This is a genomic window from Pontibacter korlensis (assembly GCF_000973725.1).
Taxonomy (GTDB): domain Bacteria; phylum Bacteroidota; class Bacteroidia; order Cytophagales; family Hymenobacteraceae; genus Pontibacter; species Pontibacter korlensis.
In genome coordinates this window covers 4,533,019-4,558,495 of sequence record NZ_CP009621.1, presented here as the reverse complement: position 1 = coordinate 4,558,495, position 25,477 = coordinate 4,533,019, and the positions used below count along the sequence as shown (strand labels likewise).

The following is a 25,477-nucleotide window of genomic DNA, read 5'->3' as shown; positions in this document are numbered from 1 at the left end:
TACAAAAAATATGGGGCATAGTTTGCACTGAATGCTTTTTGTCGTACTTTTGTATCGGCAAATCGGCACGGCCAGCTCCCGTCGAACTCCCCCAGGACCGGAAGGTAGCAAGGGTAGACGGTCGAAGCGGCGCGATGTTGGTTTGCCACTTTTTTTTGCCCTCTCCCCAAGGCTTTCGCAGCCATGCAAATTTCTCAATATTCTTTCCGGATTCTGGATTAATGCTTTAGCTTTGTAAGTATAACAACTAAGCATCTGTCCCTATGAAATTCTTTATTGATACGGCTAACCTGCAGGAAATTCAGGAGGCGCATGATCTCGGCGTATTGGATGGTGTAACCACCAACCCTTCATTGATGGCAAAAGAAGGCATCTTTGGTCATGACAATGTAATAGCACATTATAAGAAGATCTGCGAAATTGTTGATGGTGACATCAGTGCCGAAGTAATTGCCACTGACTTTGAAGGTATTGTTCGCGAAGGCGAGTTCCTGGCTGAATTGCACCCGAATATTGTGGTGAAAGTGCCAATGATTCGTGATGGTATTAAAGCTATCCGCTACTTCAGCGATAAAGGCATTAAAACAAACTGTACGCTTGTATTCTCTGCAGGGCAGGCTATTCTGGCTGCAAAGGCAGGTGCAACTTATGTATCTCCTTTCGTAGGTCGCCTGGATGACGTATCTACTGACGGTATGCAGTTGATTGACCAGATCGTGCAGATATATGGTAACTATGGTTATCAGACACAGGTATTGGCAGCTTCCGTTCGCCACGTAATGCACCTGGTGCAGTGTGCTGAGGTAGGTGCCGATGTGGTTACTTGCCCTCTAAGCGTAATTACTGGCCTGCTGAAGCACCCTCTTACTGACATTGGTCTGGAGAAATTCCTGGCTGACCACGCAAAAGGCAACAAGTAATCAATAATTATGAATACTGAATGGTGAAGCAGAAAGTGTAGCATAGGTTTATACCGTGCAGTACTTCTGGTTCACCATTCATGATTTCAGGTTCATAATTTTACAGGATGTACATCATCAAAGTAAAAGGCAAGGCCAAAATTCCGGATTACATACAGCTCCGTGATGAGAACTTTGTGTTAATTGCCTATTTCAGAGCCGACCGTCCACTTAAAAACCTCGACCGCTACGGACTTGAAGGCAAAGAAGACGCACTAGCAGCACTGATAGAATCGCTAGAGTTTGGCAAACTGCAGAAATTAGAAATTTAAACAACACCTATGAGTTTTTCCTCTTCGCCGGTGGTATCGTTGCGCGATGTGACTATTTACCAGGATGTAAATACCATTTTGAGCAACGTGAATTTTGATGTTGAGAAAGGGGAGTTTGTATACCTGGTGGGCCGCACAGGTAGCGGTAAAAGCTCACTATTGAAAACCCTTTATGCTGACCTGCCTCTGCTGTCGGGTACTGCTGCTGTGGCTGAGTTTCAGCTGAGCAAGCTGCGCCGTAAGCAGGTGCCTTACCTAAGACGTAAGGTCGGTATCATCTTTCAGGACTTTCAACTACTCTCTGACCGAACAGTGGCAGATAATCTTTCTTTTGTACTTCGGGCCACTGGCTGGAGCGAAAAGTCAAAACGAAAGCAGCGAATTACAGAAGTTCTGATGCGCGTTGGCCTTGATGCTGCCGCTAATAAGATGCCACACCAACTCTCTGGTGGTGAGCAGCAGCGGGTAGTAGTAGCACGTGCCTTGCTGAATGAACCTGTCATACTTTTTGCCGATGAGCCTACAGGTAACTTAGACCCCGTTGTGGCAGATGGTATCATGAAGCTGTTTCAGGAGATTAACAACCAGGGGACAGCTGTGCTGATGGCTACGCACAACTACGAGATTATTCAGCGCTACCCAAAAAGGGTGCTTAAGTGCGAGAGCGGACGCGTGTTAGATTCCAAAGTGGAAGAGTTCAACCTTGTAAACGGATACTAGCAAGCACTTCTAAATAAAGCAAAAGCAGGCTAGAGGATGGTATTAGTCTGCTTTTGCTTTTCTAGCCTTTAAGCTTCAGCGTCTGTGGTATGTTCTTGCCTGATTTTTTGGTATTGGGCTTGTGCCTGCTGCACTGTTTTTTTTACACTTGCCTGTAGTTCCCCCTCCAAAGTGCGATAACGGCTGTTGAGTGCGCTCCACCACCCTTCTATTAGCTGCCAATCTCTACTATCGTAGTTCGCTGCATTTTCTTCCAGAGTGGAGACATAGCGCTGATACGTTTCGCCAATGTTAGCGGCAGTAACCCCGCTCATATCGTCTTCTTGAATTTTTAATCCCAGCAGCTCCCGGCGCAGCTTGTAACGACGGCTGGCGTCGTTAAACTGCTGCTCCCGTGCCTCCAGTGCGGTATTGTAACGCTGGTCTAAATCCTCTGCTTCTGCACGTTGCTCAGCACTATAGTTGTCTATATTGGCTGTTACAGGCTCACGCCGCATGTTGTACTCCTCCTGTAAGTTTGCTCTCTCTGTAGCCCATGCTGCAGAATCATTTTCAGACTGCTGTAAGGCACGCAGTTCAGTTTCGCTCAGGCTGTCACGTTCAAATGAAGTTACGTAGTCGCGGTAATCGGCTAAAGCTTGCTCATTCTCTGTGGCAGTTCCATTTTCTCCGCCGTTACAGGCCGCAAAGAGTAAAGGAAGGAAAGTGGCTAAAAGTATATTCTTTAATTTATACATAGTGCTTTGTATCTAGTTTGTACTAAACAACGCGCCAGATTTAGAAGGGGTTACGAAGGCGATTGACGGCGGGATAACCCTTTGCCACAACATTGCCTATATTTGTTTTACCTACAACATTAGTACAGCCCATGGAAGACATCAAAATGGTTGATACAAAGGCGCAGTATGCTAAGCTCAAGCCAGAGCTGGACGCTGCCTTTAGTGCCGTAATGGCCAGCATGCGTATGGAAGAAGGTCCCCAGGTGCAGGAGTTTGCCCGCACCTTAGGGCATTATCTTCAGGTGGAGTATGTTATACCCTGTGCAAGTGGTACCGATGCGCTGCAACTTGCCTTATTGGCTTTACAATTACCCGAAGGCGCTGAGGTTATCATACCAAGTTTCAACTATGAATCAGCAGCAGAGATATTGCTCAAGCTCAAGTTAAAGCCTGTGTTTGCGGATGTGGATACACAGACTTTCAACCTGGATCCAGCTTCTGTGGAACGCTGTATTACACCTGCTACTGCGGCAGTAATACCAGTACATTTATTTGGCCAATGTGCTCCAATGCACGAGCTTATGGAACTTGCCTCTAAGTATAAATTATGGGTTGTGGAGGATGCAACACAGTCTTTAGGGGCAGTATATGTGGGGCCTGATGGTAAGGAGCAAAAAGCAGGGGCTATAGGGCATATTAGCTTTACTGCATTTTACCCGGCTAAACCAGTAGGAGGGGCAGGGGACGGAGGAGCAGTTCTAACTATCCTGCCTGAGCTAGCGGAACGTACGCAGCAAACTGCCAAAGATGGTATGGGCGGTAAGTATGAATTTAGTTCTCGCCTCGAAACATTACAGGCAGCTATGTTAAACGTTAAAATTAAATACCTGGATGAGTATAATGAGGCGCGACAGGAAATAGCACGCTTTTACGACAATGCCTTTGCCGAGACAGAATTGGTGCAGGCACCACACCGTGCTACGTACAGCTCTCAAACGTACCAGCAATACACTATAAAAGTGCCACCAGCTTTACAGGATGGCCTGCGGCAATATTTACTTGATAACCACATTCCGAGTGCTATATATTACCCTCAGCCTTTACACCTACAGCAGATTTACACTTCATTGGGCTACAGAGAAGGAGATTTGCCAGTGGCAGAAATGTTGTGCAGAAGTGTGCTATCACTACCTATACACTCTGAGTTGAAAGAAGACCAGTTAACCTATATTTGTTACCATGTACTTAATTATGTTAAACAAAGTATGGTGTAACTGTCAAATCCAGACTATAGCTTCCAGCCGGTAATGCCGTAAATGACCTTGCGAAGCCAAGCGTTCATCTCAGGATAAATATTGAGGTTTAGGGCCAGAGACAAGTATACTGTTGTGATCAGAAATGAGCGAACAAGAATGTCGAGGTAGACATTGCCGAGATAGGGCAGGAGGTAGGAAGCTCCTAAAGCAAAGGCTGCTATAGCTGTTATACCCAAAGCACTCCATGTAAAGGGCTGTATGTGGTAGATAAACTTCACAAACAGCAGGCGGGCAAGATTCATGGTAACCAGTGAAATCATGGAAGCCATGGCTGCTCCTTCTATACCATAGCGCGGTATAAAATACCAGTTTGTCCAGATGGTAAGACCGGCTAGTATCATGTTAAACCCAAGGTCCCACTTATACTTTTCGGAGGTGGCTAGAATAGCGCCGTTTAAGCTTGTTGCCAGGTCTACCAAGCGCGCAAGGGCAAGGTACAGTACCACATATTTGCCGCTGCGGTAGCTTTCTGGCATAAAATCGTAAAGATTATCAATGTTTGCCCAGATGCCGATAAAGAGCAGCAGCCCCACAATCAGGTTAATCATGGTGACATTTTGATACAGGCTACCCATCCCGTTCATATTCTTCTCTTTCCAATACTCGGCTACCTGTGGGTGCGCTATCTTTAAAATAGACCTTCCTGGTACCAATATGGCGCTTGTCATGAAAAAGGCAGTAGTATAAATGCCGTTATCTGAGAGGCTGTAGGCAGAGATCATTACCTGATCTACCGTTGTAATGATGGTGGTAGAAACGTTACCCAAAAGGGTGAAAAAGCCATAGTAAAAGATCTCCCTTATAGGAATGATGCTTAACACAGCTAGTGAGGGCTTCACGAAAAGCTGCTTCAGCCATATGATATAACCTACCAAAACCAAGGCACCAACAGAATTAACGATGATGTAGAGCAGCACAAAAGTGTTGAAATCCATCACTCCCAATGCATAGACACTGATAAGCACAGTGGTAAGTATGCGTAGCAGGAAATCCTGAACGAAGGAAGAAACGATAGTTTTATAGAGCGAGCGCAGGTATGCTGTAAACATGTTAAACAGCAGCGCAAACAGCGATAAAGGGATCAGGTAGTAGTAGTAGTCTATAATGAGGGGTGAATTCTCGCTATAATACTCTACTACGGCAGGTTTAAACAGCAGAAAAAGAGCTGTGGTAAGTATAAACCCTAGCAGGGGCACCGATAGCAGCAGGAACAGAAAGCCGTTGTGCCCTTTATCATTATCCCGAAAATAGGGGAAGTAACGTACGCTCATGTTCACAAAACCCAAGGCTGAGAATTGTGCATACATTACTGAAATAGACAGTAACAGACGCGTTAGGCCCACTTCGGCCTCATCCATGAAGTTGGGAAAGAGCAGCACCGTATTAACATAGCCGATCAGGATGCCGGCATACGAAATGGTGGTGTTCCAGATTCCTTCGCGCTGTAAGGTTCTGCTCATTGGCTAAAAGGGTGAAGCGTAAAAATAATAAATGGATTGGGTTTTACAGTAAAACCATTAAAAAGGAGTGGCTGCGCCTACATCTTGCTTCGCAGAGAGCTGTAACTTTCTATTACTGATTAAGGCCCTGCTCAGGCCAAAAGCTGCCTTAAAAACTTAAGCGCAAGTTCAGCACTCTTTCCATCATAAGCGGTGCCCACAGTAGCATTGTAATATTTCGCCCTTTCGACTACATCAGGCTTGTTGTGCATATGAGTCTGAAGCATCTGTATTAGCTCTTCCGGAGATTTTGCGGTATCAATAAGACCATGCTGTATAAAGCCGTAATAGTCAGTTAGCTTTTGCTTCGGGTTAAAGTCGTAGAAAATAGACCATACATTCAAAAGAACTGCTTCTAGGTGTATGCCGGAGTTACCACTTAACTGTACATCTATCTGCCGCAGGTAATCAAAAGTGGCAACGATGCGACTGTCTGAGATGCTAACCTGAGGACTTATAGCCTTTAAGCTACTAAAGTTGCGCTGGTCGCGTGGGTGTGGGCGGAGCAACAACTGGAGCTTAGGTAAATTATGTGTTAAAGCCTTGATAAGCTTTTCTACTTCTGAGAGGCTATCCATCAGGTTGCAGCCAATGCCAATAGTCTTGATATGTTGACTATTGTTGCGCAAAGGTACGTAAGCATCAGCCTTTGGCATGCCTATCAGCTCAACTCTTCCGGTTATAGTCCCACACTGCTTATACTTGTTCAACGCATCCTGCCCTTCAAGTAGACTTAAATCGAACTCCAGAGGAGGAAACAAGGGGCTTATACTGGCATGCTGAATATAGATAGTTTTTATACCGATGGTTTTTGCAGCTAACTGCATTGCCCTTGCATCGGCATTATGATCGTTAGCAAACACGATGGCTTCAGGCTTATACTTGCGAAGTTTGTGCAGGTAAACCTCGTAGAACCCGATAGAGTCGTACAGCAAGTCGAAAAAACGAATGGTATTGTCTTTTCTATACTTCAGGAACTGAACGAGAAGCGGTAAAAGCTTATAGTAGTAGAACAGCTTGCGGCGCAACAAAAGACGCTCTACTGCCTTATTATACTTGCCAACTTGCTTGCTTTGTCCAGCTACAAACACCGCACCGGAAAGCTCTTGCTGTATAAATTTGAGACTGTCGTAATTGTTCTGGCTAACCACATACAGCCACACTTTCCCCTGAAGCCTTTCTTTGTGCTCTACCGCTGTAAAGAGGTTCCCCAGCAGCCTCACCACCGTGTAGCCAAGCAGCTTAAGTAGGCGCATCAACGGGTTTTGGGGAGATACAGCGTTCTTGGCGCTTTCCGGAAGTTGTAGGAAGCCTTCAGAAAAGTGCAGGTAAAGTATACGGCTATACAGGTCGTACCACTTTTGCATAGGCTACACCAGATCCCAGTTGAGTGGTGTCCCGGCTTTGATGTCCTGCTTGGCGGTCTTGCCCAGCAGCGTGTCGTAATGCTTGGGGGCCAGGCCCAGACCCGGGCGGATGACGCGGATGTTCTCCTTGGTCAGCGCCTCACCGGCCTTGATGTCCTTGGCAGCATAGACAGAGCGCTTGAAGAGGCGGCTCTTCTCCTCGGCCCGCTGCACGCCGTACTGCACGCGGCCCAGCGCCAGGTGCGCCCTCTCAGACTCCACCACCAGCGCCCGCAGCTCCTCTGGCTCCAGGGAGAAGGCCGAGTCAACACCACCGTCAGCCCTTCTCAGGGTGAAGTGCTTTTCGATCACCGTTGCGCCCAAGGCTACCGCTGCCACAGAAGCACCCACGCCCATCGTGTGGTCGGACAAACCCACCTGCACCCCGTAGAGCCCCTGCATGTGCGGGATGGTGAGCAGGTTGGTGTTCTGCGGTGTGGCCGGGTAGGTGGAGGTGCACTTGAGAAGAATCAGCTCCCGGCAGCCTGCGGTGCGCAGCACCTGCACCCCTTCGGCCACCTCCTGCACCGTGGCGGCACCGGTACTCATGATCACAGGCTTGCCCGTGGCTGCCACCCTGCGCAGAAGCGGGTGGTCGGTGTTCTCGAAGGAGGCAATCTTGTATACCGGCGCGCCCAGTTCTTCCAGAAAGTCCACGGCCGACTCGTCGAAGGGGGAGGAGAAGGCAAGCATGCCGCGCTCCCTGGCCCTGTCAAAGATTGGCTTGTGCCATTCCCAGGGAGTGTAGGCCTCTTTGTAAAGGTCATACAGCTCACGCCCCTTCCAAAGGGACCCCTCGTCTTCGATGGTGAAAGCACCCGGCAGGGTCATGGTGTCGGCGGTGTAGGTCTGCAGCTTGACGGCGTCGGCACCGGCATCGGCGGCGGCATCCACTAGCTGCAGTGCCCGCTCCAGCGACTGGTTATGGTTGCCCGACATCTCAGCGATGATGAAGGGCCTGTGAGAAGGGCCAACCAAGCGGCCGGCTATAGTGATATCGTTGATCATTTCTTTCTCTTTGGGTACTATGAGTTAATCAGTTAATCTTTTTTCGGCAACTCCAATACAAAGCGGCGCGCCTTGGGGTGCTGCGGGTCAGGCTCTCCATACGCAAAGCCTGCTTTCTCGAAGGCTCTCACGGAAGGGATGTTCTGCCGCTGCACCAGTCCCTCCACCAGCATGATGTCCGGGAAGTCCTGCTGTAGCCTTGCCACACCTCTCTGTAGAACCACATGTCCTAGTCCCTTGCCCCTGAACTTGCTGTCGATCAGGTAGCCGACGGTTGCCGCTTTGCCTTGGAGGGAAAAGCGTACCTGTGCTGCTGGTTCTCCTGCCGCCTCTACAACGTAGATTGGCGTGGCGGCATCAGAGAGTCTGGCGCTGAACCAAGCCTGGTGGTTTGGCAGCGGAATCGGCTCTGGGTTAAATGAATAGCGCCGTACCTCAGGGTCGTTGTTCCAGCTGTAGATCAGCATCAAGTCTTCCTCACTTGCCCGCCGGAAGGTGAGAGCAGCGCTTAGGCTGAAGTTACGGAACTGCTGCTGTAGGCGCTGCGGGCTCTGCCCGTCAAAGTACTGGCGTTGCACCTGCACCTGTTTTTGGAATCCACTCTTGAAATCTGAAGGACCTAACTGCTGAAGCTCTTCATAAGGCTTGGCAATCCCGGTATGGGTCAGGAAGCTGTAAAGGCCTGTTTGGTTACCGGCTGTCTGCAGCACGAAGAGCACACCACCCACTGCGGCATATTCATAGGCCACCCCACTGGCAGAGGTAACAGCCACTGCGCAGCCTTCCATCAGGAGGCACATGGCTTCTGCGTCCAGGTTTCTGTGCAGTCTTACTTGCTCTCTTCCCTGCAGCCAGCTCTGTAGCTCCTGCAGGTGCTGGTAAGCACCGCCCACCACTATTTCCATACTATTGACGCGGCTGTCTTCAGCCAGCTCCCCTGCCAACTGCAAAGTAACGTTCTGCGGGTCTGCACCACCCATGTTCAGCAGTACGCGCAGGGCTCCAACAGGCACTGTCCGTTCCTGCTGTGATGCTTTTAGGAATGGAGGGCGCAACAGGGCGTACTCTGGTCCAAGCAGCAGCTTTGTGTAGGGGGCTGTTGTATACGCTGCCTCCGAAACGCCGCCTGCCTGGTTTATTACCGCATCAGCCACGAAAGGGTAAGCGTGAATGTCATCAATGCAGACAAGGGAGCAGCCGCTTTCCTTGACGCGCTGCTGATAGGCAGTGTCAAACCTGTAGCCGTCGAGCACCACCACATCCGTCGGGCGCAGGACTTGCCGGGCCAGGCAAGCTGCCTCCTGCTCTGTCACTTCCTGCTCTGCCAGCACCACCACCTCCTCACATACTCCCAGCAGTTGGGCCTGCAGTGCCTGCTCTGGCTGCTGAATGGCGAACACGCAGGAGAAGTCCTCGTGCAGCATCTGGGCCAGCGCCAGTGAGCGCACCACATGCCCCAGCCCAATGCGGCTGTTGCCGTCGGCGCGGAAGACGATGCGGGGTTTTGCCTGGTTAATAGTGTTAGCCAATGTTGTGCAGTAGTTTATACTTTAGCTCGGCCAGCTTCCAGTCTGTCTCGCTGTCAATGTCCTGTGCCTGGAGCTCGGAGAGCTCCACCGCACCGGAGTTGTCGGTAAACAGGCGCCTCTGCCTCAGGAACCTTTCTACGCCGAACCAGTAGAACTGCCCGGCGTCGTGAAAGGCCGGCTCAAGGTCCTGCGAGCGGCTGTGAAGGTGCTCAGGCCAGTTGAGGCTAGCCTTGCCATCCTCCACTCTAAGGCTGCGCCAGACCGGGTAGGAGTAGCGCAGCACCGGGAAAACCGTGTCAAAACTTCCCTCCTCAAGCTTTTGGTAAGCCTCTCTGAGAATCTTGCCCGTTACGAAAGGAGCAGTGGGATAGAGGCAGCAGGCTACCTCGAATTCCTTTCCGGTATCCTTGTACCTGCCCAGCACCTCCTCCAGTACCTGGGCCGTGGTGGCAAAATCATCAGCAGCCTTCTCGCTTCGCATGAAGGGCACGCTTGCCCCGTTCTTCCTGGCCACCTGGGCTATCTCCTCGTCGTCTGTGGACACCATCACCTCATCGAACAGCCCTGATTGCAGCGCGGCCTCGATGGAGTAGGCGATAATGGGCTTGCCCAGGAAGGGGCGGATATTCTTTCTGGGCAAGCGCTTGCTGCCCCCGCGGGCGGGTATGATGGCAAGCCTGCTCACTTTTGCACGAACTCCTTCACCTTTCCGATCACGAACTCCTGCTCCTGCTGCGTCAGCGATGGGTACATCGGCAGGCTCAGGCACTCTGAGTAGTAGGACTCTGCCAGCGGAAAGTCTCCCTTGCTGTAGCCCAGGCTGCGGTAGTAGGGCATGGTGTGCGCCGGGATATAGTGCACCTGCGCATAGATCTGGTGCTCCCGCAGGTAATCATACAGCCCCTTGCGGTCCTCGACACGGATGACGTATAGGTGGTAGGCGTGGCCAGTGTGGTCCTCCTGCAAAGCGGCCGGGTTGGTTTGCAGCACCTGGATGCCACTGACCTCGGCGAATGCCTGGTCATACACCCGTGCAATGCCTCTGCGGCGGGCAAGGCCGGCGTCTGCCCGCTCAAGCTGCGAGAGGCCCAGGGCGCAAAGCATGTCCGGGATACGGTAGTTGTAGCCCAGTTCCTGCATCTCCATGTACCAGCCGCCGTGGTTCTCCTCCAGCAGCTCCGTCTCGCGGGTGATGCCGTGTGTGCGGTAGAGCAGAAGCTTTTTGTAAAGCTCCACGTCGTTGGTCGTCACCATGCCGCCCTCGCCTGTGGCGATGTGCTTGACAGGGTGGAAGGAGAAGATGGCCAGGTCTGCGTACCTGCCGTTGCCGCAGCGTTGTTTCTCGCCCTTGCTGTCAATAAAGTAGCCTCCCGGCGAGTGAGCCGCATCCTCAATGATCCATAGCCCGTGCTCGTCGGCCAGTTTCCGGAACTCCTCCAGGTTTACCGGGTTTCCGGCAAAGTCCACGGGTATAATGCCTGAGTAGTAGCCTTTGGGTTTGCTCTCCACCAGCTGCCGCACCTTCTCTGCATCCAGCAGGGCCGTGGCAGGGTCGATGTCGCTGAACTCCACCTCACCGCCGCAGTAGCGCACGCAGTTGGCTGAGGCCACAAAGGTGATGGGCGTGGTGATGACCCTGGAGCCCTTGTTTACGCCCAGCGCCATGGTGCACAGGTGCAGGGCGGCTGTGCCGTTGCTCACCGCCACGGCATACCGGGCACCTACATAAGCAGCGAAGGCTTCTTCAAACTCAGCTACCTTAGGTCCCTGTGTCAGGAAGTCCGAGGTAAGCGTTTCCACCACCGCCTGGATATCATCCTCTGAGATATGCTGGCGGCCGTAGGGAATTGGTTTTATTTGTTTAGGCTCTGACAAAGGCTTAGGAAGTTAAAAGTTAGAAAAACAGAAAGCAGTAATAGCAAGCTTTCTGGAATTTACACACTAACTCAAGCAACACTAAAGTTTGGGTCAACATGCTGGCGGATCTGCTCGCGGAGTTGTTCTACGGTAAGCCAGTCAGTGTTGGTGCCGGAGTTATATTTAAAGCCCATCTCTACCATTTTCCCCTTGTGCGCCTTCAGAAAGTCATCGACGTTCCAGATAGGAGTGGAAGGAAGAATAACATAGTTTTTCTCCAGCTCCACAGTATTCAGGGAGTCTGTCTCTGTGATCATTTCCTCATGGAGTTTCTCTCCGGGCCTGATACCCACCGTCTCTTGCGTACAGTTTGGTCCAACGGCTTCGGCTACATCTGTGATGCGGTAAGAAGGAATCTTTGGCACAAATATCTCTCCACCCCAATGTTTCTCCAGTGCATGAAACACTAACTCTACACCTTCTTCCAAGGAAATATTAAAACGGGTCATGTCAGGGTGTGTGATAGGCAGTACACCGTCAGCACGTTTCTTCAGGAAGAACGGTACCACAGAGCCTCTTGAGCCAATCACGTTACCATAACGTACTACCGAGAAGCGTATATCCCGCTTTCCGCGCATGTTATTGGCAGCCACAAAAAGCTTGTCAGAACAAAGTTTGGTTGCCCCGTACAGGTTGATAGGTGCTGCAGCCTTATCAGTAGAAAGAGCAACTACATCTTTTACACCACAATCCAGAGCGGCGTTAATCACATTTTCCGCACCCAGCACATTGGTCTTGATGCACTCCATTGGATTATATTCGGCGGCTGGTACCTGTTTCAGAGCAGCGGCATGCACAATAATGTCTATGCCTTCACAAGCACGCTTGAAGCGTTCTCCATCACGGACATCACCAATAAAATAACGAACTGAATCATATTTACTCTTTGGAAATACCTGTGACATTTCGAACTGCTTTAGTTCGTCACGCGAGTAAATCACCATTCTTTTCACGTTCGGGAATCGAGCATATACCATTTCCACGAACTTCTTTCCGAACGAGCCTGTGCCGCCCGTAATTAATATAGCCTTGTTATTAAGGTCTAATGCCATTCTACGTTTTTCGCTTTATACCATGGGTGCAAAATGGTCACCCAATCATGCTGCAAGATACTTATTTTAAGTGAAGGGTGCACGGGAGTATAAAGCCAGTTTTGTACACAAAAAATAAAGGCAGCCCTTGCACGAGCTGCCTTTGATTACTGAAGTATTTATGCCTGCAGTGGCTCTTCGAGTGCCAGTTCCTTTGTAGATATTTCCCTCATCTCCACTTTCCTGATTTTTCCGGTAACTGTCATAGGAAAGTCGTCTACAAACTTCCAGTATTTAGGAATTTTGAAAGTGGCTATTTTCCCTTTGCAGAAGGCTGTCATTTGTTCTGGAGATGCGGGGACGCCGTCGCGCAGCTTAACCCAAGCCATCACCTCTTCACCGTACTTTGCGTCTGGTATGCCTATTACCTGTACGTCGGCAATGGACTCGTGAGTCATCAGGAATTCCTCTATCTCACGTGGAGCAATGTTTTCGCCACCCCTGATAATAAGGTCTTTGATACGCCCTACAATCTGTACATAGCCCTCTTCGTCCATCATGGCAAGGTCGCCGGTATGCATCCAGCCATTTTTTATGGATTTAGCGGTAGCTTCTGGCATATCCCAATAGCCAAGCATAACTGAGTAACCACGGGTACAAAGCTCACCACGTTCGCCGCGTGGTACCACATAGCCAGTTTCAGGGTCTACAATTCGGACTTCCAGGTGTGGGTGCACTGTTCCAACAGTAGAAACGCGCTTGTCCAGGGGAGCGTTGGTGCGGCTTTGAAGGGAAACTGGACTAGTTTCAGTCATGCCATAACATACAGTAACCTCCTGCATGTTCATTTTTTGCTGCACCTTACGCATGGTGTCCATAGGGCAATTGGAGCCTGCCATAACACCTGTGCGTAAAGTAGAGAAGTCGTAGTTGGAAAAATTCGGGTGGTCTAGTTCGGCAATAAACATGGTAGGAACTCCATAAAGGGAGGTGCACTTTTCTTCCTGCACCGTACGCATGGTTAGCTCCGGGTCGAAGAACTCGCCTGGTATAACCATGCATGCGCCATGTGTGATACAGGCCAGGTTGCCGATTACCATACCGAAGCAATGGTAAAACGGAACAGGAATACATACGCGATCCTGCTCAGTGTACTTTAGAATCTGGCCAATGAAATAACCGTTGTTCAGGATATTGTGGTGCGATAACGTGGCACCTTTGGGGAAGCCGGTAGTGCCGGAGGTATATTGTATGTTGATTGGGTCGTCAAACTGCAACGTCTGCTCCAGTATTTCTAGCTCCTCTGTGGTTACACTTTCGCCAGCGCGTAAAAATGCCTCCCAGTCGCGGTCAAGTATAACTGTTTTCTCTGGAAACTCACATGTAGGGCGGATCTCTTCCAGCATCTCCACATAGTTGGTAAGACGGAAGTTTGGTGCTGCGATAAGAAGTTTGACCTGACTCTGGCCGAGCGCATGCTGCAGGTCAGTAGTTTTATAGCCGGGGTTTATGTTAACAAGAATAGCTCCCACTCTGGCCGTAGCAAACTGCACTAATACCCACTCATAACGGTTAGGTGACCAAATTCCTACACGATCACCTTTCTTTATACCACTGGCAAGCAGGCTTTTTGCTACCTGCTCCACCTGTTCCCATAATTCGTGGTAAGTTACACGGTAATTTTGCGTCACCATTACCAGGGCTTCGCGGTTACCGTACTGCTCAACTGTTTTTCTTAGACTTTGGCCAATAGTTTCACCAAGCAAAGGAGTAGTACTGGCGCCATGGCAATAGGAAAGGGTATGCATGATCTGTGGTATTAAAAATAAAAGAAGCAAAAGTGAAATGCTCTCTTAAAAGATAACACACAAATGTTAGGCTTAATACGATTTCTAAGTATAGCTGGAAACCGGCTTGAATGCTTTTGGTTTCTCTTTTAGGACCTAGATTTCATAAGTTTATACTATAAAACTGTAGTAGTAGGGCTTACGATTTCTAAAGCAACTTTTGATAATGCTATAAAAACTGATCCAGCCACATTGAGTTTTGCGCTTAGTGCTGTATAACTCAATGTGGCTGGCTTATGAAACAATGCTACACCTATATTACTTCCTTTTTGCCAACCCCTTGATGATGTCAGCCAACTCTTCTGTTAAAGCCTCTCTCGAAAAGCGGGAATGGTTGATGTAAGGCAGGTCCAGGTTCGGGTTAATTTTCCAGGCACGGCTCCATTGTGTCATATGGTCCAGCATTAAATCATAAGCTGTGTAGTGGAACAAGCGACCAGCTCCGCACTCATCGATGATACGGTCCATATCAGAATGAACAGGCCCTAGTGCAACAATAGGTTTGTTAGAGGCCAGGTATTCGAAAAGCTTACCTGGAACGTTAGCATACACGTTATCTACGTCGGCTATTGCAAGGAACAGCACCGTGCTCTCCATCATGTATTTTATCGCCTCCTGGTGTGGCACGTAAGGTATGAACTCCGTGATGCCAAGGACTCCTGCTTTCTCGATGCGCTTCTTCATGCCATCCGACACCTTGCCTACAAAACGCAGCTGATAGTTTATTTCGCTGTGCACCGACAACAAATGCGCTATTACCTTCAGAAAGACATCAATATTATAGCTTTCGGTGATAGTTCCTGTATAGGTAATCAGGAACTCATCTTTTGGTGGCTTGCTCGGGTAAATAAAGTCGTCTTTATCGTAGCCATTTGGTAAAACATGAATTTTGTCTACATCTATACTTGCAGGCTTGTTCAGGAACAGGCGCTTTGTGTCCTCGCTGGTTACAAGGATAGCATCAGCCTGTTCCAGTACTTGCCTTTCGTACTTTTCATCCAGGCGTTTGGCCAGGGCAGTATGGTACAGCTGGTCGTAATAATGTATGTTCGTCCAGGGGTCACGCAGGTCGGCTACCCAAGGCAGGTTATTCTTTTTCTTCAGCTTTAGGCCGATTAACTGTGTTGAATGTGGTGGGCTTGTGGTGATGATAGCTTTATACTTACCAGTCTGCAACAATTCTTCAGCCTTACGTATAGCATGTTTATTCCACCCCACGCGGGCGTCAGGTATAAAAAGGTTGCCGCGCACAAACTTGAACAGCTTGTCAACCATAGTGTCTTTTGACTGCTGATTGGCAAAACCACTGTAGGGTATTTCTTTTTTGCCGGAGAGCTTCTTGTAGTACTCAAAAGGCTCTGAAGTTGGCGTACGGTATACCTGCAGACCCTCTGGTACTTCCTGTTCGAAGGTAGGGTCCAGCAGAGGGTAAGAAGCCTGCTTTTCGTCTACGGTAAGCACTGTGGGTTGCACACCAAACTGGGGCAGGTATTTGCAAAACTTAAGGCCACGCTGCACGCCTGGTCCGCCTGATGGTGGCCAGTAATAGGATATATAGAGTATGTCGGTTAAGTCAGTCTCTTTCAAAGCAAGTAGATCTATGCAATTGTTTCCAAATATAGGAAATTAATGATTCCAATAGAGGCTTTACGAGCCATTGTGGGTCCTGTTGTATATATACCGCGTGCGGAACTATCACCCTTGCGGTTGATGTCGTACATTTAAGTGGTAACTATTGCTGATATTCCTTATTTTTGTTGGTAAATCCAGAAAGAAAACATGTTTGATAATTTAAGTAACAAGTTAGACCGTGCCTTTAAGACGCTGAAAGGCCAGGGAAGCATTACCGAAATCAACGTAGCGACTACCATCAAAGAGGTGCGCCGCGCCTTGGTGGATGCCGACGTAAACTATAAAGTTGCCAAAACTGTAACCGATAATATCAAGGAGAAAGCCCTTGGGCGTGATGTACTTATTGCTGTGTCTCCGGGCCAGTTGATGGTGAAGATCATGCATGAAGAGCTGACTGAGCTGATGGGTGGCGAGAAGCAGGATATTAACCTGAAAGGCGATCCGGCCATTATCTTGATTTCTGGTCTGCAGGGTTCTGGGAAAACAACCTTCACAGGTAAACTAGCGAACTACATTAAAAAACAAGGCCGCTCTGTAATGGTAGCTGCCTGCGACGTGTACCGTCCAGCTGCGATTAACCAGCTGCAGGTGCTTGCCGAGCAGGTAGGGGTGGAGGCTTATACTGAACTGGAGAACAAGAACCCGGTGCAGATTGCCCTAAACGCTATTGAGCATGCCAAGAAAACACATAAAAAGGTAGTTATCATCGACACCGCTGGTCGTTTGGCCGTGGATGAGGCGATGATGAAAGAGATTGCCGAGATCAAGAAGGCAGTTAACCCAACCGAGACGCTGTTTGTGGTTGACTCCATGACAGGTCAGGATGCCGTGAATACGGCTAAGACTTTCAACGAGCGTATCAATTTCGACGGCGTGGTGCTTACCAAGCTGGATGGTGACTCTCGTGGTGGTGCCGCCCTTTCTATCCGTGCCGTAGTAGAGAAGCCGATTAAGTTTATCTCTACCGGTGAGAAAATGGAGGCGCTGGACCTGTTCTATCCTGATCGTATGGCCCAGCGTATCCTGGGTATGGGTGACGTGATCTCTCTGGTAGAGCGTGCGCAGCAGGCCTTTGACGAGGATGAGGCGAAGCGCATCAACAAGAAGATCCGCAAGAACCAATTTAACTTCGACGACTTCTTGACACAGCTGGAGCAAATCAAGAAGATGGGTGATATCAAAGACCTTGTAGGAATGATCCCAGGTGTAGGTAAAGCCTTGAAAGATGTAGAGATCGATGAGAATGCTTTCAAACCAATTGAGGCCATCATCAAATCTATGACTCCGGAAGAGCGTGAAAACCCGGATATCATCAGCGGAAGCCGCCGTGCACGTATTGCTAAAGGCAGTGGTACAGATGTAACCCAGGTAAACAACCTGATGAAGCAGTTCAATGACATGCGTAAGATGATGCGTTCTATGAACAAGATGGCTGGCAAGCGTGGTGGCTTAGGTAACTTAGCTAACATGATGAAGCGCTAAGCCCAAGACTATACTTCAAAAAAGGCGTCTGCTGTACCTTTTAGGTGTGGCAGACGCCTTTTGGTTTTATGTCTTTCAAGGTTGATAGGTTAATTACCTGCCTCTATAGATTAATAGAATGTCTTTAGCTTTAGCAGGATAGAAAAAGATGCTAATATTCTTTTTTGTCCTCTTTCTGCTCCCAAAGATCAAAGGCTTTTCTAGCTTCCTGTTGCAGGAGCTGTACCATCGGGATGCGACGTTGCTCCACAGGCCTTTCAATCTCCTCATAAATAAAGGAATCGTCGAAGCCAATGCGCGCCGCCTCCTGGTGCGGATTTCCATAGTATACTTTTCTTAGCCTTGCCCAATAGATAGCACCCAGGCACATAGGGCAAGGCTGAGAACTGGCATAGATAACACAGTCAGAGAGGTCGTGGGTGCCTAGTACCTGTGATGCTGAGCGTATGGCTTCCACCTCAGCGTGTGCTGTAGGGTCGTGCGAGTGCAGTACCTTATTATAGCCACGGGCTATAACAGTGCCGTTTCTAACTATTACTGAGCCGAAGGGGCCGCCGTACCCTTCCAGCATTTTTTCTATGGATAGGCTTATTGCCTCCCGCATAAACTCTTCGTGTCGCTCCTTATTGGTTTCCATATATTGTTTTGGAGTTGTTGCTCAAGTGTCTCGTTTTGCGTAAGTTATAGAGTGTAAAAGAATGAAAATAGGACTATGTTATCAACACTGCTATTTTTCCTGACTCTTACTGCTGATCCGGCACCAAAGTTTAAAATGCCTGAGCTGCAAACTCAAGAACAGCCGACTGACTCCTTAAAAATGATAACCAAAACATGGGTGCTGCGGGAGAAGCTGCATGCACACAAAGGGGACATGAATCCTGTATACCCAACGGAACAAATGAGCATCACCTTTAGGCCAAATGGAAGTTATAGCCTGGTGCGCCAGAACAAAGCTCCTGATGCCATCAATGGTGTGGAGGTAATAGAGGAGGGGCGATGGGAGTTAGAGGCCTCCAGGGGGCTGATAATACTGCAAACAAGGCTGGTAGATGGTAGGTCCATCCTAAGCACAATGATGCCTCGTTGGGAAGTGCAGGAGTTAACTGAAGATAAGTTGGTGCTCCGGCAGTTTGCCTTAAGTGGTCAATACCTGATATTGGAGGCTGATAAACGTAAATAGCTTATACTTCACTTGTGCTTTATCCATGCATACTCGAAGTATAAGCTATTGCAGTTTTTACTCAACCAAAGGTTTTATACGAACAAGGATGAGAATCTATTAATATACTTATGCTTGTTATTTATATAAATAATCCGTTGTTAATTGGTTTTACGTGTAAGTTTCTCCTTGGTTATGAATTGTTAAAATACTTATAGTCATTTAATTAAGTGAGTTGTATGCTTTGGGAAGTTTAAGCAGTTAACATGTAGTGTCTGGTAATAAATATCTTAAAATGCTTTGTGTCGTACTTTGTGGTAGTGTAACTAAGATATGATAAGTACTATGAAGAAAATAACTAGATGTTTAAGTGCAGGGCTATTATTTGTGAGTGTGGTGTTAAGCAGCTGCTCTGCAACCAGGGAACAGCAAATTGAAGACGATCTTGCAGATTTCAGATCTTGGGTGAGTAATACCACCTCTAACGTTGCTGAACGCACTGAAGAAGATTGGGAACGTGCCCGGGATGACTTTAAGATGCGTACGCAAGAGCTGGATCAGAAGCAGGATCAGTTTAGTGATGAATTGAAGCAGGACTACCAGAACCTGAAAAGAGAGTTCCAGGAGGCTGATGAAGCCTATCAACGCGGTGCAACTGATGCAAGTCTGGGCGAGTGGGAACGAAACCTTTTAGGAAGATGGGCAGACTATGCCACCATAAATGAAGAAAACGTGCGCGAGGCTTACATTACCTTTTTAGAGAATGTGCGCCAACAGAAAGGTACATGGAGTAACCAGGACTGGGATATGGCAAAGAGAGTACTGGAAAAACTAAATGACCGAAAAGACCAGATCAACGGCAACATTCCAACAGACACAGAAGTAAAGATAAAAGCCTTGCAGATGGAGTTTCGTACCCTGGAAACTGCGGCTGATGTATCTGGTGGTAACTAAACAATAGCAAGATCCTCTTTTGGAATATTATGAAGTATAGCTTCCGTGTTATTGAGTTTACCTATTGATAACTATTTGATTATGCTGTGTGTTCGGTTCCAAATTTGAGGAGGTTTATCTAGATCAATGTTTCGCAGGCCCTGTTGTGCATCCATATATCCAGGGAGGTGACGCAGGGTCTTTTTATGCCCTAAAAGTTGTGACAGCAATAACCTGTTAGCCTGGGAAGGATAGGTTTCTGGCACAGTTATACTTTTCGCTTCCAACATACTTTTCCGCTTCACAACCCGGGCTGTAAGACCCTCTAAATTATAGTCTGTACTTCGCGATTAGCAAGCCTGTAAACATAGGGTATACTTGGGAGTATACAAGCTTTGCGCATACACCTTCGTAAGGGTTAGTGGAGCGTCTATGTATAGAGCCTTTGTCTATGCTCCAATATCAGCTTTAACAGCCACACATTGGCGCCCTGACCTCGCTTAACTTTGCCGGATTCTAAGCTTTTCCTGATGCATCATTACTGAGGCTATAGCTCCTGCTAGCTTAGCCCTGTGGCCCTAACCCATGTGCTGTTTTGTCCTCGATATCTCTTCCTATTCTGTTATAGAAACATGTACTTATCTGAAATAAATAGGACTTCAAAACACACACATCAGGTAATGAACTATAAAATACAGGTGATATATATACTTTATATGATGCGAAATAACTGATTGAGTATAAATGTTTTGTGTCTAGCGTTTTGAGTAAATGTAAGTCAAGTGTCTACATTAGTTTTTGCAGTAGCTGTCGGTAAGCTATAGCTTCGGATTTGAGTTAGTTAGTGTAGTAAAGCAATAGATCTATCCTCTAAACAAAAAGAGGTAGCAAGATTCTCCTGCTACCTCAGTAATTAAATTATCCAGATTTATAAGTGCTTCTAGTAGTTGTGCATGCCAGTAATGTTGGCCATATATTTTTGACCTGAGCCTGTGTTAAGCAACAGGATATTTTCAGATTTGGTGATAGCGCCAGTGGCAATGAGTTTTCTTGCAGCCATCCAAACTGCCGCTCCTTCAGGTGCTACAAAGAGGCCTTCGCTTTTACCTAGCTCCCTTAAGCCCTCCAGCATCTCTTCTTCTGATATGCTGATAGCAGTGCCTCCAGACTCCTGGATTACCTGCAGCATCATTTGTTCACCTATCGGGCGAGGTACTGCAAGACCATTGGCTATAGTTGGCTTTCCTACATATTGCTGCGCGTTTTGTTGCCTACCGAAATATGTCTCCACCAAAGGCTGGCAGTTTGCTGCTTGCACGGCTATCATACGAGGCAGCTTTACATGCTCATCCAGCCAACCAAGTGCCTGTAATTCTTTAAAAGCTTTCCATATACCTATCAGGCCTGTACCTCCACCTGCAGGGTACAAGATTACATCTGGCAGTTGCCAGTTAAACTGCTCGGCTATCTCATAGCCCATGGTTTTCTTGCCTTCCAGGCGGTAAGGCTCCTTTAGTGTGGAGACATCAAGAAGCTTTCCGTCGGCATTTATCTCTTTAGCCCGTGCAGCGCAGTCATTGATCAGGCCATCTACCAGCACCACTTCGGCCCCATACCAGTAGCATTCTTCCTTAAAAGCCTCCGGTGTATGGCGCGGCATAACCACCACGGCTTTCATGCCTGCCTTAGCGCAGTAGGCTGCCATTGCCACTCCTGCATTGCCTGCGGTAGGTACAATACACCCTTCTGTTCCGAACTCTTTTGCTTTAGATATGGCCATACTCAAACCTCTGGCCTTAAATGAGCCGGTAGGGTTTTGTCCTTCATCTTTTAACAGCAAGTTGCTCAAATTGTACTGCCGGGCCAGGTTCTGCAGCTCCAGAATAGGAGTAAATCCTTCACCTAGACTTACCACGTTCTTTTCACTTAGAACAGGTAATAACTCGCGGTAGCGCCACATACTTGCTTCACGCTTTGCTAAAATGCTCTTACTTAAAGAATGCTGCAGCTCATATTGTGCAGCCAGCGGTAAGTGGCAGCAGGAAGATAAAGTATGTTGTTGGAATGGGGAATAAGTAGAGCCGCAGTTAGAGCATGTCAGATGGTCTATGCGGCTTAATCGATCAACAAGAGTGATGTCCATAGCTGTTAAATACAACGGCAAATAGTTGTATAGCTATGAGTAAACAAAATAGTATTTAGGAATAGCCTATTCTGTTTTGGAATAATGATTTTTGGTGAACCGTATGAAGTTTCTGAAAAGCAGGTCGTTTTCTGTGCCTTTGCGCTGGATAAAATAAAAGGTGCGCCCAAGCTGTAAGTCTGAAATTTTAAGTTCAACCAATTCCCCTGACTCCAGTTCTTTGATAACAGCAGGTCTTGGAAGAAATGAAAGGCAGGAATCGTTAGCTCGAACAAAGTTTTTAAGAGCCTCTGTTCCACCTAACCTGATCTTGACAGGAATGTCGTGGAGGCGTATGTCCTTCTCCAGGAGTGCTTCTTCCAGCACAGCTAGCGTTCCGGAGCCATACTCCCGCAGAGCAAGAGGTATGTTGTACAGATCCTGGTAGTGCAACTGCTGATGGCGAAGTTGGTTTTTAGCAGAACATACGGGTATAACCTCATCCTTCATAAATGGAGTGTAGGTTACATTGTTCACCTTGTTGATACCTTCAATGATACCAAGGTCTATTTCATGATCTACAAGAGCCTTTAAGATATTCTCGGAGTTACGGTTTTTAAGTGTGATTTGTACGTTAGGGTTGCTAGCCAGGTATGCCGAAAGTACGGGTGGCAAGATATAAAGCGAAATGGTAGTACTGGAGCCGATGACCATTCGTACCTGTGGCGAGAAGTCTGTACTTATACTCCTGAACTCCTCATACAGCTCGTGCTGAACCTGCCTTACCCTAAGCAACTTTTGGTAAAGCAGTTCACCTGCAGGAGTGAGCGATACTGAGTTGCCGTGGCGGTTGAACAAGCCAATTTTATAATGCTCTTCCAGTGCTTTGATATGCTTACTTATGGCTGACTGACTTATGAAGAGTGTCTGGCTGGCCTTGGTAAAGCTGAGCTGACGTGCTACTTCGAAGAATATTTCGTGGCGCTGGGAAATCATGGTGTGCTGATAGTGGTACAATTAAAGTACCTATACTACAACCAAACTTTGTGTTTTGCTAATGGCTAACTCTTTTGTAGACATGAGCTCTCATTGTCGGAAACCAGGTTAAGCTCAAAGTATGTTTGTCTATCCCGTTTAGCTCATCGTAGAGTGTATCGGCTTGGTTCGATAAAACAAGATATTTTGCTCTTGTGTCAGGATTTATGAACTGCGTTAGTTCATCGGCTATGTGGAGTCTATACTTATCAGCCACATGAACCTGATAAACAAAAGAAAAAGTAGTGTCGGTGATTTCTATAACTGCCAAGCTATCCTCCTCATGTACCCAAGTTCCTGCTAATAGTTCAGAGGTGTTTTGTTTCCTTTTGACAGTCGGGTGCTTTTCCCCTTTAAGGTTCAAGGATGTTTGACCAACGAGCTGTAAAACTTCTTTCGCTTCAACTGAGCTGGAAACTTCTTCCATAGGTTTTCCATTTGAGCAGGAGCTGCTGACAATGGAAAGGAGAAGTATAAAGTACAGGAAAAGCTTATGCATGGTAGGTTTTTCAGAAGAGGCTAACTTATAAGCGCCTCCTTCTGGCGAAGCATAATTTGGCGGTGATGTTCAAAATGATCTTGCAGGAAAGAAAGGGCCTGGTTGATAGAAAGGCAACCTACCATAGGGTGGTTTAACACTCCTTTCTCAAGTAAATGGTGCGGAAAGCTTGTTAACTCATCCTCCAGTTCAAAGCGTAGCTTGTCCCACTGCTGCCTTAGTTCTGGTAGAGCTGCCTGGTCAGGTACGTTGGCAACAGCCGCGGGTGCTTTATACTTTCTCCCGGAGTGTAGCGCCAGTTTCACCAGTAGAGCTTTAACAGATGTGCTGAAATCTATATCCAGCAGTGTGTCCTGCTGTTGCAGTTGCTGTTTTATGCTACTTAACGCGCGCTCTTCTACCAATACCAGGTGTGCCACATGCTGGTTTATGCTCCATTTACCTGCAGCCGGATAGGTGTTGAGCTGTTCGTCGCTTAGTCCTGCCAGTTCGTCCAAAAGACGATTGCGCGACTGCTCCAGACGCAGGTATTTTACTTCCAGTTTTGGGTTCATAAGCAGGTTGAGACTTTGTGCGTTCAGTGACATAGGCTTAGACTTCAAAAACAGATGATAAATCTACAGAAGTTTACCATATATACAATATGGTAAATCATATATTTATTTATAAACGATTGAAGCTGTGTGGAATGTATAGACTATAGCCGAAAAGAGTCGCCAATAAGTATAAATACCTGTTTTTCTGCAGCTTTTTTGTTCCGAAATTGCATCCTTTAAGCCATACAACCCATGAAGAACGACCCTATAGGAGCAGCCGTGCTAGATTATCTGGCTGGTGCCGAAGAGATAGAAGTGATTGTTGAGAGCAACCTGACAGAGGATGATACGATTCCGGTAGACTATCTCTTCCGAACAGAAGCGGAAATGCCTGATCTGGAAGTGGAAGCCTTGAAAGCGTGCCGTGGAGTAGTGTTGGATGTAGGGGCGGGTGCAGGGTGCCATGCTTTGGCCCTGCAGGCAAGAGGAGTTGAAGTAACTGCCCTGGACGTTTCTGCGGGAGCCGTAGAAGCTATGCAACGACAGGGTGTTAAGCGGGTACTGCATAAGGATATTTTCGATTTGAACGAGGCCCTCTATGATACCCTGCTGATGCTGATGAACGGGATCGGCATTTCAGGTACATTGGCAGGTCTAGATCGATTTCTGGAGCATTCCAAGAAGCTTCTAAAACCGGGTGGGCAGATTTTGCTAGAGTCTTCCGATATACTCTACATGTATGAGGAGGAGGATGGTTCAGTGCTGCTGGACCTAAACGCAGGTTATTACGGTGAGGTAAAGTATAACATGAAGTATAAGGACCAGGAAACTGGCTGGTTTAACTGGTTATTCATTGATCCATCTATATTGGAGGACTATGCCACCCAGCACGGCTTTACTTTTGAGTTGCTGCTGGAAGGTGATGCAGGTAACTATCTGGCGCTGCTGCTGCTGAAGTAATCAAGATGAGCACAGACAGGTGTTGATGTATGATGAAGAAGTTTTCTATTTATAAGCCGAAGGCATTTTACTGGACTAGAACTTATATTAGTTATGCATCAATGCTTTGTATTGGAATTGTCTTTTTTATATCGAAAGCTTTCTTATTTGTGCCTGCATCTAACTCATTTTATAATTGGTTACTTTTTGCTCTCCTACTACCGTTCATTTATAATATAGTTCTTGGTGTAATGGTAACAAATAAGTATAGGCCTTTAAAAGGAAAACTTGAAGGATACATTACTTTTCACAAGGAATATATTGTCATAGCTGATCTTATTTATAGTCTGAGCTCTATCAAAAAGATAGAGTTTGACGGTACTGACTGGCTTGGGTTAGAGATTGGCTACAGCGGTTTGCGTGATCGTTTTGAAAACCCTTTGTCACAAGGCGTTGATAATACCCTTGTTCTACACCTTGTAGATGGGCAAATTGTTAGAATGAGGTTTCAATTGATTCGTGCCTGCGAGTTCAGCGAAGTTGAGGACATCATCATTCATTACCATTTGAGTGACAAAGTCAGTTACCTGCAAACAGCAAAGCTACTTTGTTTAACAGATCAAGAAAGCTGGAGCAAGTTAAAGGAAATGAAGCTACAGCAGTTTAAAAGATAGTCTACCTCACTGTCCTATGGATACTACAAGCTACCCTTTTATACCCTACCAGCCTATTAGGTATACTGAGCAGGAGATGCTGCAGCAGGCAGAGCTGTTTTACAGTTTTATGGACAAGCGCCGCTCTGTACGTGAATTTTCCGATAAGCCAGTTCTCCTGGAGGTTATTGAGCAGATAGTTAAGACAGCCTCTACGGCGCCCTCTGGTGCGCACAAGCAGCCTTAAACCTTTTGCATTGTTTC

At 47.5% G+C, this 25,477-nt stretch carries 25 protein-coding genes and 1 other RNA gene; 11 read left to right on the top strand and 15 right to left on the bottom strand.

All coding sequences use genetic code 11. The features are described 5' to 3' along the window. Window positions 1-54: 54 nt before the first annotated feature. The 4 genes from ffs (at window position 55) to PKOR_RS19595 (ending at window position 1,951) form a co-directional block, all read left to right on the top strand. An RNA gene (gene ffs, locus PKOR_RS24175) (signal recognition particle sRNA small type) lies at window positions 55-152 on the top strand. 111 nt (window positions 153-263) lie between these two features. Next, window positions 264-920, top strand: coding sequence for a fructose-6-phosphate aldolase (gene fsa / locus PKOR_RS19605; protein ID WP_046312930.1), 657 nt, complete (start codon window positions 264-266; stop codon window positions 918-920). Between the two features lie 107 nt (window positions 921-1,027). After that, window positions 1,028-1,231, top strand: coding sequence for a hypothetical protein (locus PKOR_RS19600; RefSeq protein ID WP_046312929.1), 204 nt, complete (start codon window positions 1,028-1,030; stop codon window positions 1,229-1,231). Window positions 1,232-1,240: 9 nt separating this feature from the next. Further along, entirely contained in the window at window positions 1,241-1,951 is a 711-nt protein-coding gene (locus PKOR_RS19595; protein ID WP_046312928.1) for a cell division ATP-binding protein FtsE, read from the top strand. Window positions 1,952-2,019: 68 nt separating this feature from the next. Here PKOR_RS19595 and PKOR_RS23700 read toward each other — a convergent pair whose 3' ends face one another. Beyond that, the gene (locus tag PKOR_RS23700) at window positions 2,020-2,688 is read right to left on the bottom strand and encodes a hypothetical protein (protein ID WP_052738968.1); all 669 of its coding nucleotides are present in this window, start codon (window positions 2,686-2,688) and stop codon (window positions 2,020-2,022) included. Between the two features lie 131 nt (window positions 2,689-2,819). Here PKOR_RS23700 and PKOR_RS19585 point away from each other — a divergent pair, with 131 nt between their 5' ends. Next, window positions 2,820-3,944, top strand: coding sequence for a DegT/DnrJ/EryC1/StrS family aminotransferase (locus PKOR_RS19585; RefSeq protein ID WP_046312926.1), 1,125 nt, complete (start codon window positions 2,820-2,822; stop codon window positions 3,942-3,944). A 14-nt stretch (window positions 3,945-3,958) separates the two neighbouring features. Here the strand turns inward: PKOR_RS19585 and PKOR_RS19580 are convergent, their stop codons facing one another. From PKOR_RS19580 to PKOR_RS19540, 9 genes are all read right to left on the bottom strand, one after another. Further along, window positions 3,959-5,446: a lipopolysaccharide biosynthesis protein gene (locus PKOR_RS19580; protein ID WP_046312924.1), complete on the bottom strand. Its 1,488-nt coding sequence runs from the start codon at window positions 5,444-5,446 to the stop codon at window positions 3,959-3,961. A 131-nt stretch (window positions 5,447-5,577) separates the two neighbouring features. After that, complete coding sequence (locus PKOR_RS19575; RefSeq protein WP_046312922.1) at window positions 5,578-6,852, bottom strand: hypothetical protein; 1,275 nt, start codon at window positions 6,850-6,852, stop codon at window positions 5,578-5,580. A 3-nt stretch (window positions 6,853-6,855) separates the two neighbouring features. Then, a complete protein-coding gene (pseI, locus tag PKOR_RS19570) occupies window positions 6,856-7,899 on the bottom strand; it encodes a pseudaminic acid synthase (protein ID WP_046312921.1) in 1,044 nt (347 codons plus the stop codon). A 32-nt stretch (window positions 7,900-7,931) separates the two neighbouring features. Beyond that, window positions 7,932-9,428: a UDP-2,4-diacetamido-2,4,6-trideoxy-beta-L-altropyranose hydrolase gene (pseG, locus tag PKOR_RS19565; RefSeq protein ID WP_235336844.1), complete on the bottom strand. Its 1,497-nt coding sequence runs from the start codon at window positions 9,426-9,428 to the stop codon at window positions 7,932-7,934. After that, complete coding sequence (gene pseF, locus PKOR_RS19560) at window positions 9,421-10,113, bottom strand: pseudaminic acid cytidylyltransferase (RefSeq protein ID WP_046312920.1); 693 nt, start codon at window positions 10,111-10,113, stop codon at window positions 9,421-9,423. The genes pseG and pseF overlap by 8 nt, the downstream gene beginning before the upstream one ends. Then, window positions 10,110-11,303, bottom strand: a complete 1,194-nt coding sequence (gene pseC / locus PKOR_RS19555; RefSeq protein ID WP_046312919.1) for a UDP-4-amino-4,6-dideoxy-N-acetyl-beta-L-altrosamine transaminase — start codon at window positions 11,301-11,303, stop codon at window positions 10,110-10,112. Before pseC ends, pseF begins: the two co-directional genes overlap by 4 nt. A 71-nt stretch (window positions 11,304-11,374) precedes the next feature. Then, complete coding sequence (gene pseB / locus PKOR_RS19550; RefSeq protein WP_046312917.1) at window positions 11,375-12,397, bottom strand: UDP-N-acetylglucosamine 4,6-dehydratase (inverting); 1,023 nt, start codon at window positions 12,395-12,397, stop codon at window positions 11,375-11,377. 158 nt (window positions 12,398-12,555) lie between these two features. Next, a complete protein-coding gene (locus tag PKOR_RS19545; protein WP_046312916.1) occupies window positions 12,556-14,184 on the bottom strand; it encodes an AMP-binding protein in 1,629 nt (542 codons plus the stop codon). A 297-nt stretch (window positions 14,185-14,481) separates the two neighbouring features. Beyond that, on the bottom strand, window positions 14,482-15,810 hold the full coding sequence (locus PKOR_RS19540) for a glycosyltransferase family 4 protein (RefSeq protein ID WP_046312914.1): 1,329 nt from the start codon (window positions 15,808-15,810) through the stop codon (window positions 14,482-14,484). Between the two features lie 192 nt (window positions 15,811-16,002). On the opposite strand from PKOR_RS19540, the gene ffh reads away from it, so the two are divergent. Beyond that, on the top strand, window positions 16,003-17,337 hold the full coding sequence (gene ffh, locus PKOR_RS19535) for a signal recognition particle protein (RefSeq protein WP_046312912.1): 1,335 nt from the start codon (window positions 16,003-16,005) through the stop codon (window positions 17,335-17,337). Window positions 17,338-17,488: 151 nt separating this feature from the next. Here the strand turns inward: ffh and PKOR_RS19530 are convergent, their stop codons facing one another. Beyond that, window positions 17,489-17,974 (bottom strand): nucleoside deaminase, encoded by a 486-nt coding sequence (locus PKOR_RS19530; RefSeq protein ID WP_046312911.1) that lies wholly within the window; start codon window positions 17,972-17,974, stop codon window positions 17,489-17,491. Window positions 17,975-18,049: 75 nt separating this feature from the next. On the opposite strand from PKOR_RS19530, the gene PKOR_RS19525 reads away from it, so the two are divergent. Together PKOR_RS19525 and PKOR_RS19520 are read left to right on the top strand one after the other, a co-directional pair. Then, entirely contained in the window at window positions 18,050-18,517 is a 468-nt protein-coding gene (locus PKOR_RS19525) for a hypothetical protein (RefSeq protein WP_046312910.1), read from the top strand. A gap of 324 nt (window positions 18,518-18,841) precedes the next feature. Next, window positions 18,842-19,450 carry a hypothetical protein gene (locus tag PKOR_RS19520; protein ID WP_046312908.1) on the top strand — a complete coding sequence of 203 codons (609 nt, stop codon included), beginning with the start codon at window positions 18,842-18,844 and terminating at the stop codon, window positions 19,448-19,450. A 919-nt stretch (window positions 19,451-20,369) separates the two neighbouring features. Here the strand turns inward: PKOR_RS19520 and PKOR_RS19515 are convergent. The 4 genes from PKOR_RS19515 to PKOR_RS19500 all read right to left on the bottom strand — a co-directional run bounded on the left by PKOR_RS19515 (window position 20,370) and on the right by PKOR_RS19500 (window position 23,672). Next, a complete protein-coding gene (locus PKOR_RS19515) occupies window positions 20,370-21,572 on the bottom strand; it encodes a threonine synthase (protein WP_046312906.1) in 1,203 nt (400 codons plus the stop codon). 66 nt (window positions 21,573-21,638) lie between these two features. Further along, entirely contained in the window at window positions 21,639-22,547 is a 909-nt protein-coding gene (locus PKOR_RS19510; protein ID WP_046312904.1) for a LysR family transcriptional regulator, read from the bottom strand. Between the two features lie 58 nt (window positions 22,548-22,605). Further along, window positions 22,606-23,013: a hypothetical protein gene (locus PKOR_RS19505; RefSeq protein ID WP_148561751.1), complete on the bottom strand. Its 408-nt coding sequence runs from the start codon at window positions 23,011-23,013 to the stop codon at window positions 22,606-22,608. 92 nt (window positions 23,014-23,105) lie between these two features. Beyond that, entirely contained in the window at window positions 23,106-23,672 is a 567-nt protein-coding gene (locus tag PKOR_RS19500) for a DinB family protein (protein ID WP_235336831.1), read from the bottom strand. A 201-nt stretch (window positions 23,673-23,873) separates the two neighbouring features. Between PKOR_RS19500 and PKOR_RS19495 the strand changes: the two genes are divergently transcribed. From PKOR_RS19495 to PKOR_RS26015, 3 genes are read left to right on the top strand one after another with little or no spacing between them, the layout of a single operon-like run. Then, complete coding sequence (locus PKOR_RS19495) at window positions 23,874-24,581, top strand: class I SAM-dependent methyltransferase (protein WP_046312900.1); 708 nt, start codon at window positions 23,874-23,876, stop codon at window positions 24,579-24,581. Window positions 24,582-24,610: 29 nt separating this feature from the next. After that, the gene (locus PKOR_RS19490; protein WP_046312899.1) at window positions 24,611-25,234 is read left to right on the top strand and encodes a hypothetical protein; all 624 of its coding nucleotides are present in this window, start codon (window positions 24,611-24,613) and stop codon (window positions 25,232-25,234) included. A 16-nt stretch (window positions 25,235-25,250) separates the two neighbouring features. Next, window positions 25,251-25,460 carry a nitroreductase family protein gene (locus tag PKOR_RS26015; RefSeq protein WP_338047502.1) on the top strand — a complete coding sequence of 70 codons (210 nt, stop codon included), beginning with the start codon at window positions 25,251-25,253 and terminating at the stop codon, window positions 25,458-25,460. The last annotated feature ends 17 nt before the right edge of the window (window positions 25,461-25,477 follow it).

What these genes read in the sequence shown, in the direction of transcription:
- pseB (WP_046312917.1), bottom strand. Translation starts at nt 12,397, where the DNA reads ATGGCATTAGACCTTAATAACAAGGCTATATTAATTACGGGCGGCACA.
- PKOR_RS19585 (WP_046312926.1), top strand. Translation starts at nt 2,820, where the DNA reads ATGGAAGACATCAAAATGGTTGATACAAAGGCGCAGTATGCTAAGCTC.
- PKOR_RS19545 (WP_046312916.1), bottom strand. Translation starts at nt 14,184, where the DNA reads ATGCATACCCTTTCCTATTGCCATGGCGCCAGTACTACTCCTTTGCTT.
- ffh (WP_046312912.1), top strand. Translation starts at nt 16,003, where the DNA reads ATGTTTGATAATTTAAGTAACAAGTTAGACCGTGCCTTTAAGACGCTG.
- PKOR_RS19490 (WP_046312899.1), top strand. Translation starts at nt 24,611, where the DNA reads ATGATGAAGAAGTTTTCTATTTATAAGCCGAAGGCATTTTACTGGACT.
- PKOR_RS19515 (WP_046312906.1), bottom strand. Translation starts at nt 21,572, where the DNA reads ATGGACATCACTCTTGTTGATCGATTAAGCCGCATAGACCATCTGACA.
- fsa (WP_046312930.1), top strand. Translation starts at nt 264, where the DNA reads ATGAAATTCTTTATTGATACGGCTAACCTGCAGGAAATTCAGGAGGCG.
- pseI (WP_046312921.1), bottom strand. Translation starts at nt 7,899, where the DNA reads ATGATCAACGATATCACTATAGCCGGCCGCTTGGTTGGCCCTTCTCAC.
- PKOR_RS19575 (WP_046312922.1), bottom strand. Translation starts at nt 6,852, where the DNA reads ATGCAAAAGTGGTACGACCTGTATAGCCGTATACTTTACCTGCACTTT.
- PKOR_RS19580 (WP_046312924.1), bottom strand. Translation starts at nt 5,446, where the DNA reads ATGAGCAGAACCTTACAGCGCGAAGGAATCTGGAACACCACCATTTCG.
- PKOR_RS19505 (WP_148561751.1), bottom strand. Translation starts at nt 23,013, where the DNA reads ATGGAAGAAGTTTCCAGCTCAGTTGAAGCGAAAGAAGTTTTACAGCTC.
- PKOR_RS19495 (WP_046312900.1), top strand. Translation starts at nt 23,874, where the DNA reads ATGAAGAACGACCCTATAGGAGCAGCCGTGCTAGATTATCTGGCTGGT.
- PKOR_RS19500 (WP_235336831.1), bottom strand. Translation starts at nt 23,672, where the DNA reads ATGTCACTGAACGCACAAAGTCTCAACCTGCTTATGAACCCAAAACTG.
- PKOR_RS26015 (WP_338047502.1), top strand. Translation starts at nt 25,251, where the DNA reads ATGGATACTACAAGCTACCCTTTTATACCCTACCAGCCTATTAGGTAT.
- PKOR_RS23700 (WP_052738968.1), bottom strand. Translation starts at nt 2,688, where the DNA reads ATGTATAAATTAAAGAATATACTTTTAGCCACTTTCCTTCCTTTACTC.
- PKOR_RS19600 (WP_046312929.1), top strand. Translation starts at nt 1,028, where the DNA reads ATGTACATCATCAAAGTAAAAGGCAAGGCCAAAATTCCGGATTACATA.
- PKOR_RS19510 (WP_046312904.1), bottom strand. Translation starts at nt 22,547, where the DNA reads ATGATTTCCCAGCGCCACGAAATATTCTTCGAAGTAGCACGTCAGCTC.
- PKOR_RS19530 (WP_046312911.1), bottom strand. Translation starts at nt 17,974, where the DNA reads ATGGAAACCAATAAGGAGCGACACGAAGAGTTTATGCGGGAGGCAATA.
- PKOR_RS19520 (WP_046312908.1), top strand. Translation starts at nt 18,842, where the DNA reads ATGAAGAAAATAACTAGATGTTTAAGTGCAGGGCTATTATTTGTGAGT.
- PKOR_RS19595 (WP_046312928.1), top strand. Translation starts at nt 1,241, where the DNA reads ATGAGTTTTTCCTCTTCGCCGGTGGTATCGTTGCGCGATGTGACTATT.
- PKOR_RS19525 (WP_046312910.1), top strand. Translation starts at nt 18,050, where the DNA reads ATGTTATCAACACTGCTATTTTTCCTGACTCTTACTGCTGATCCGGCA.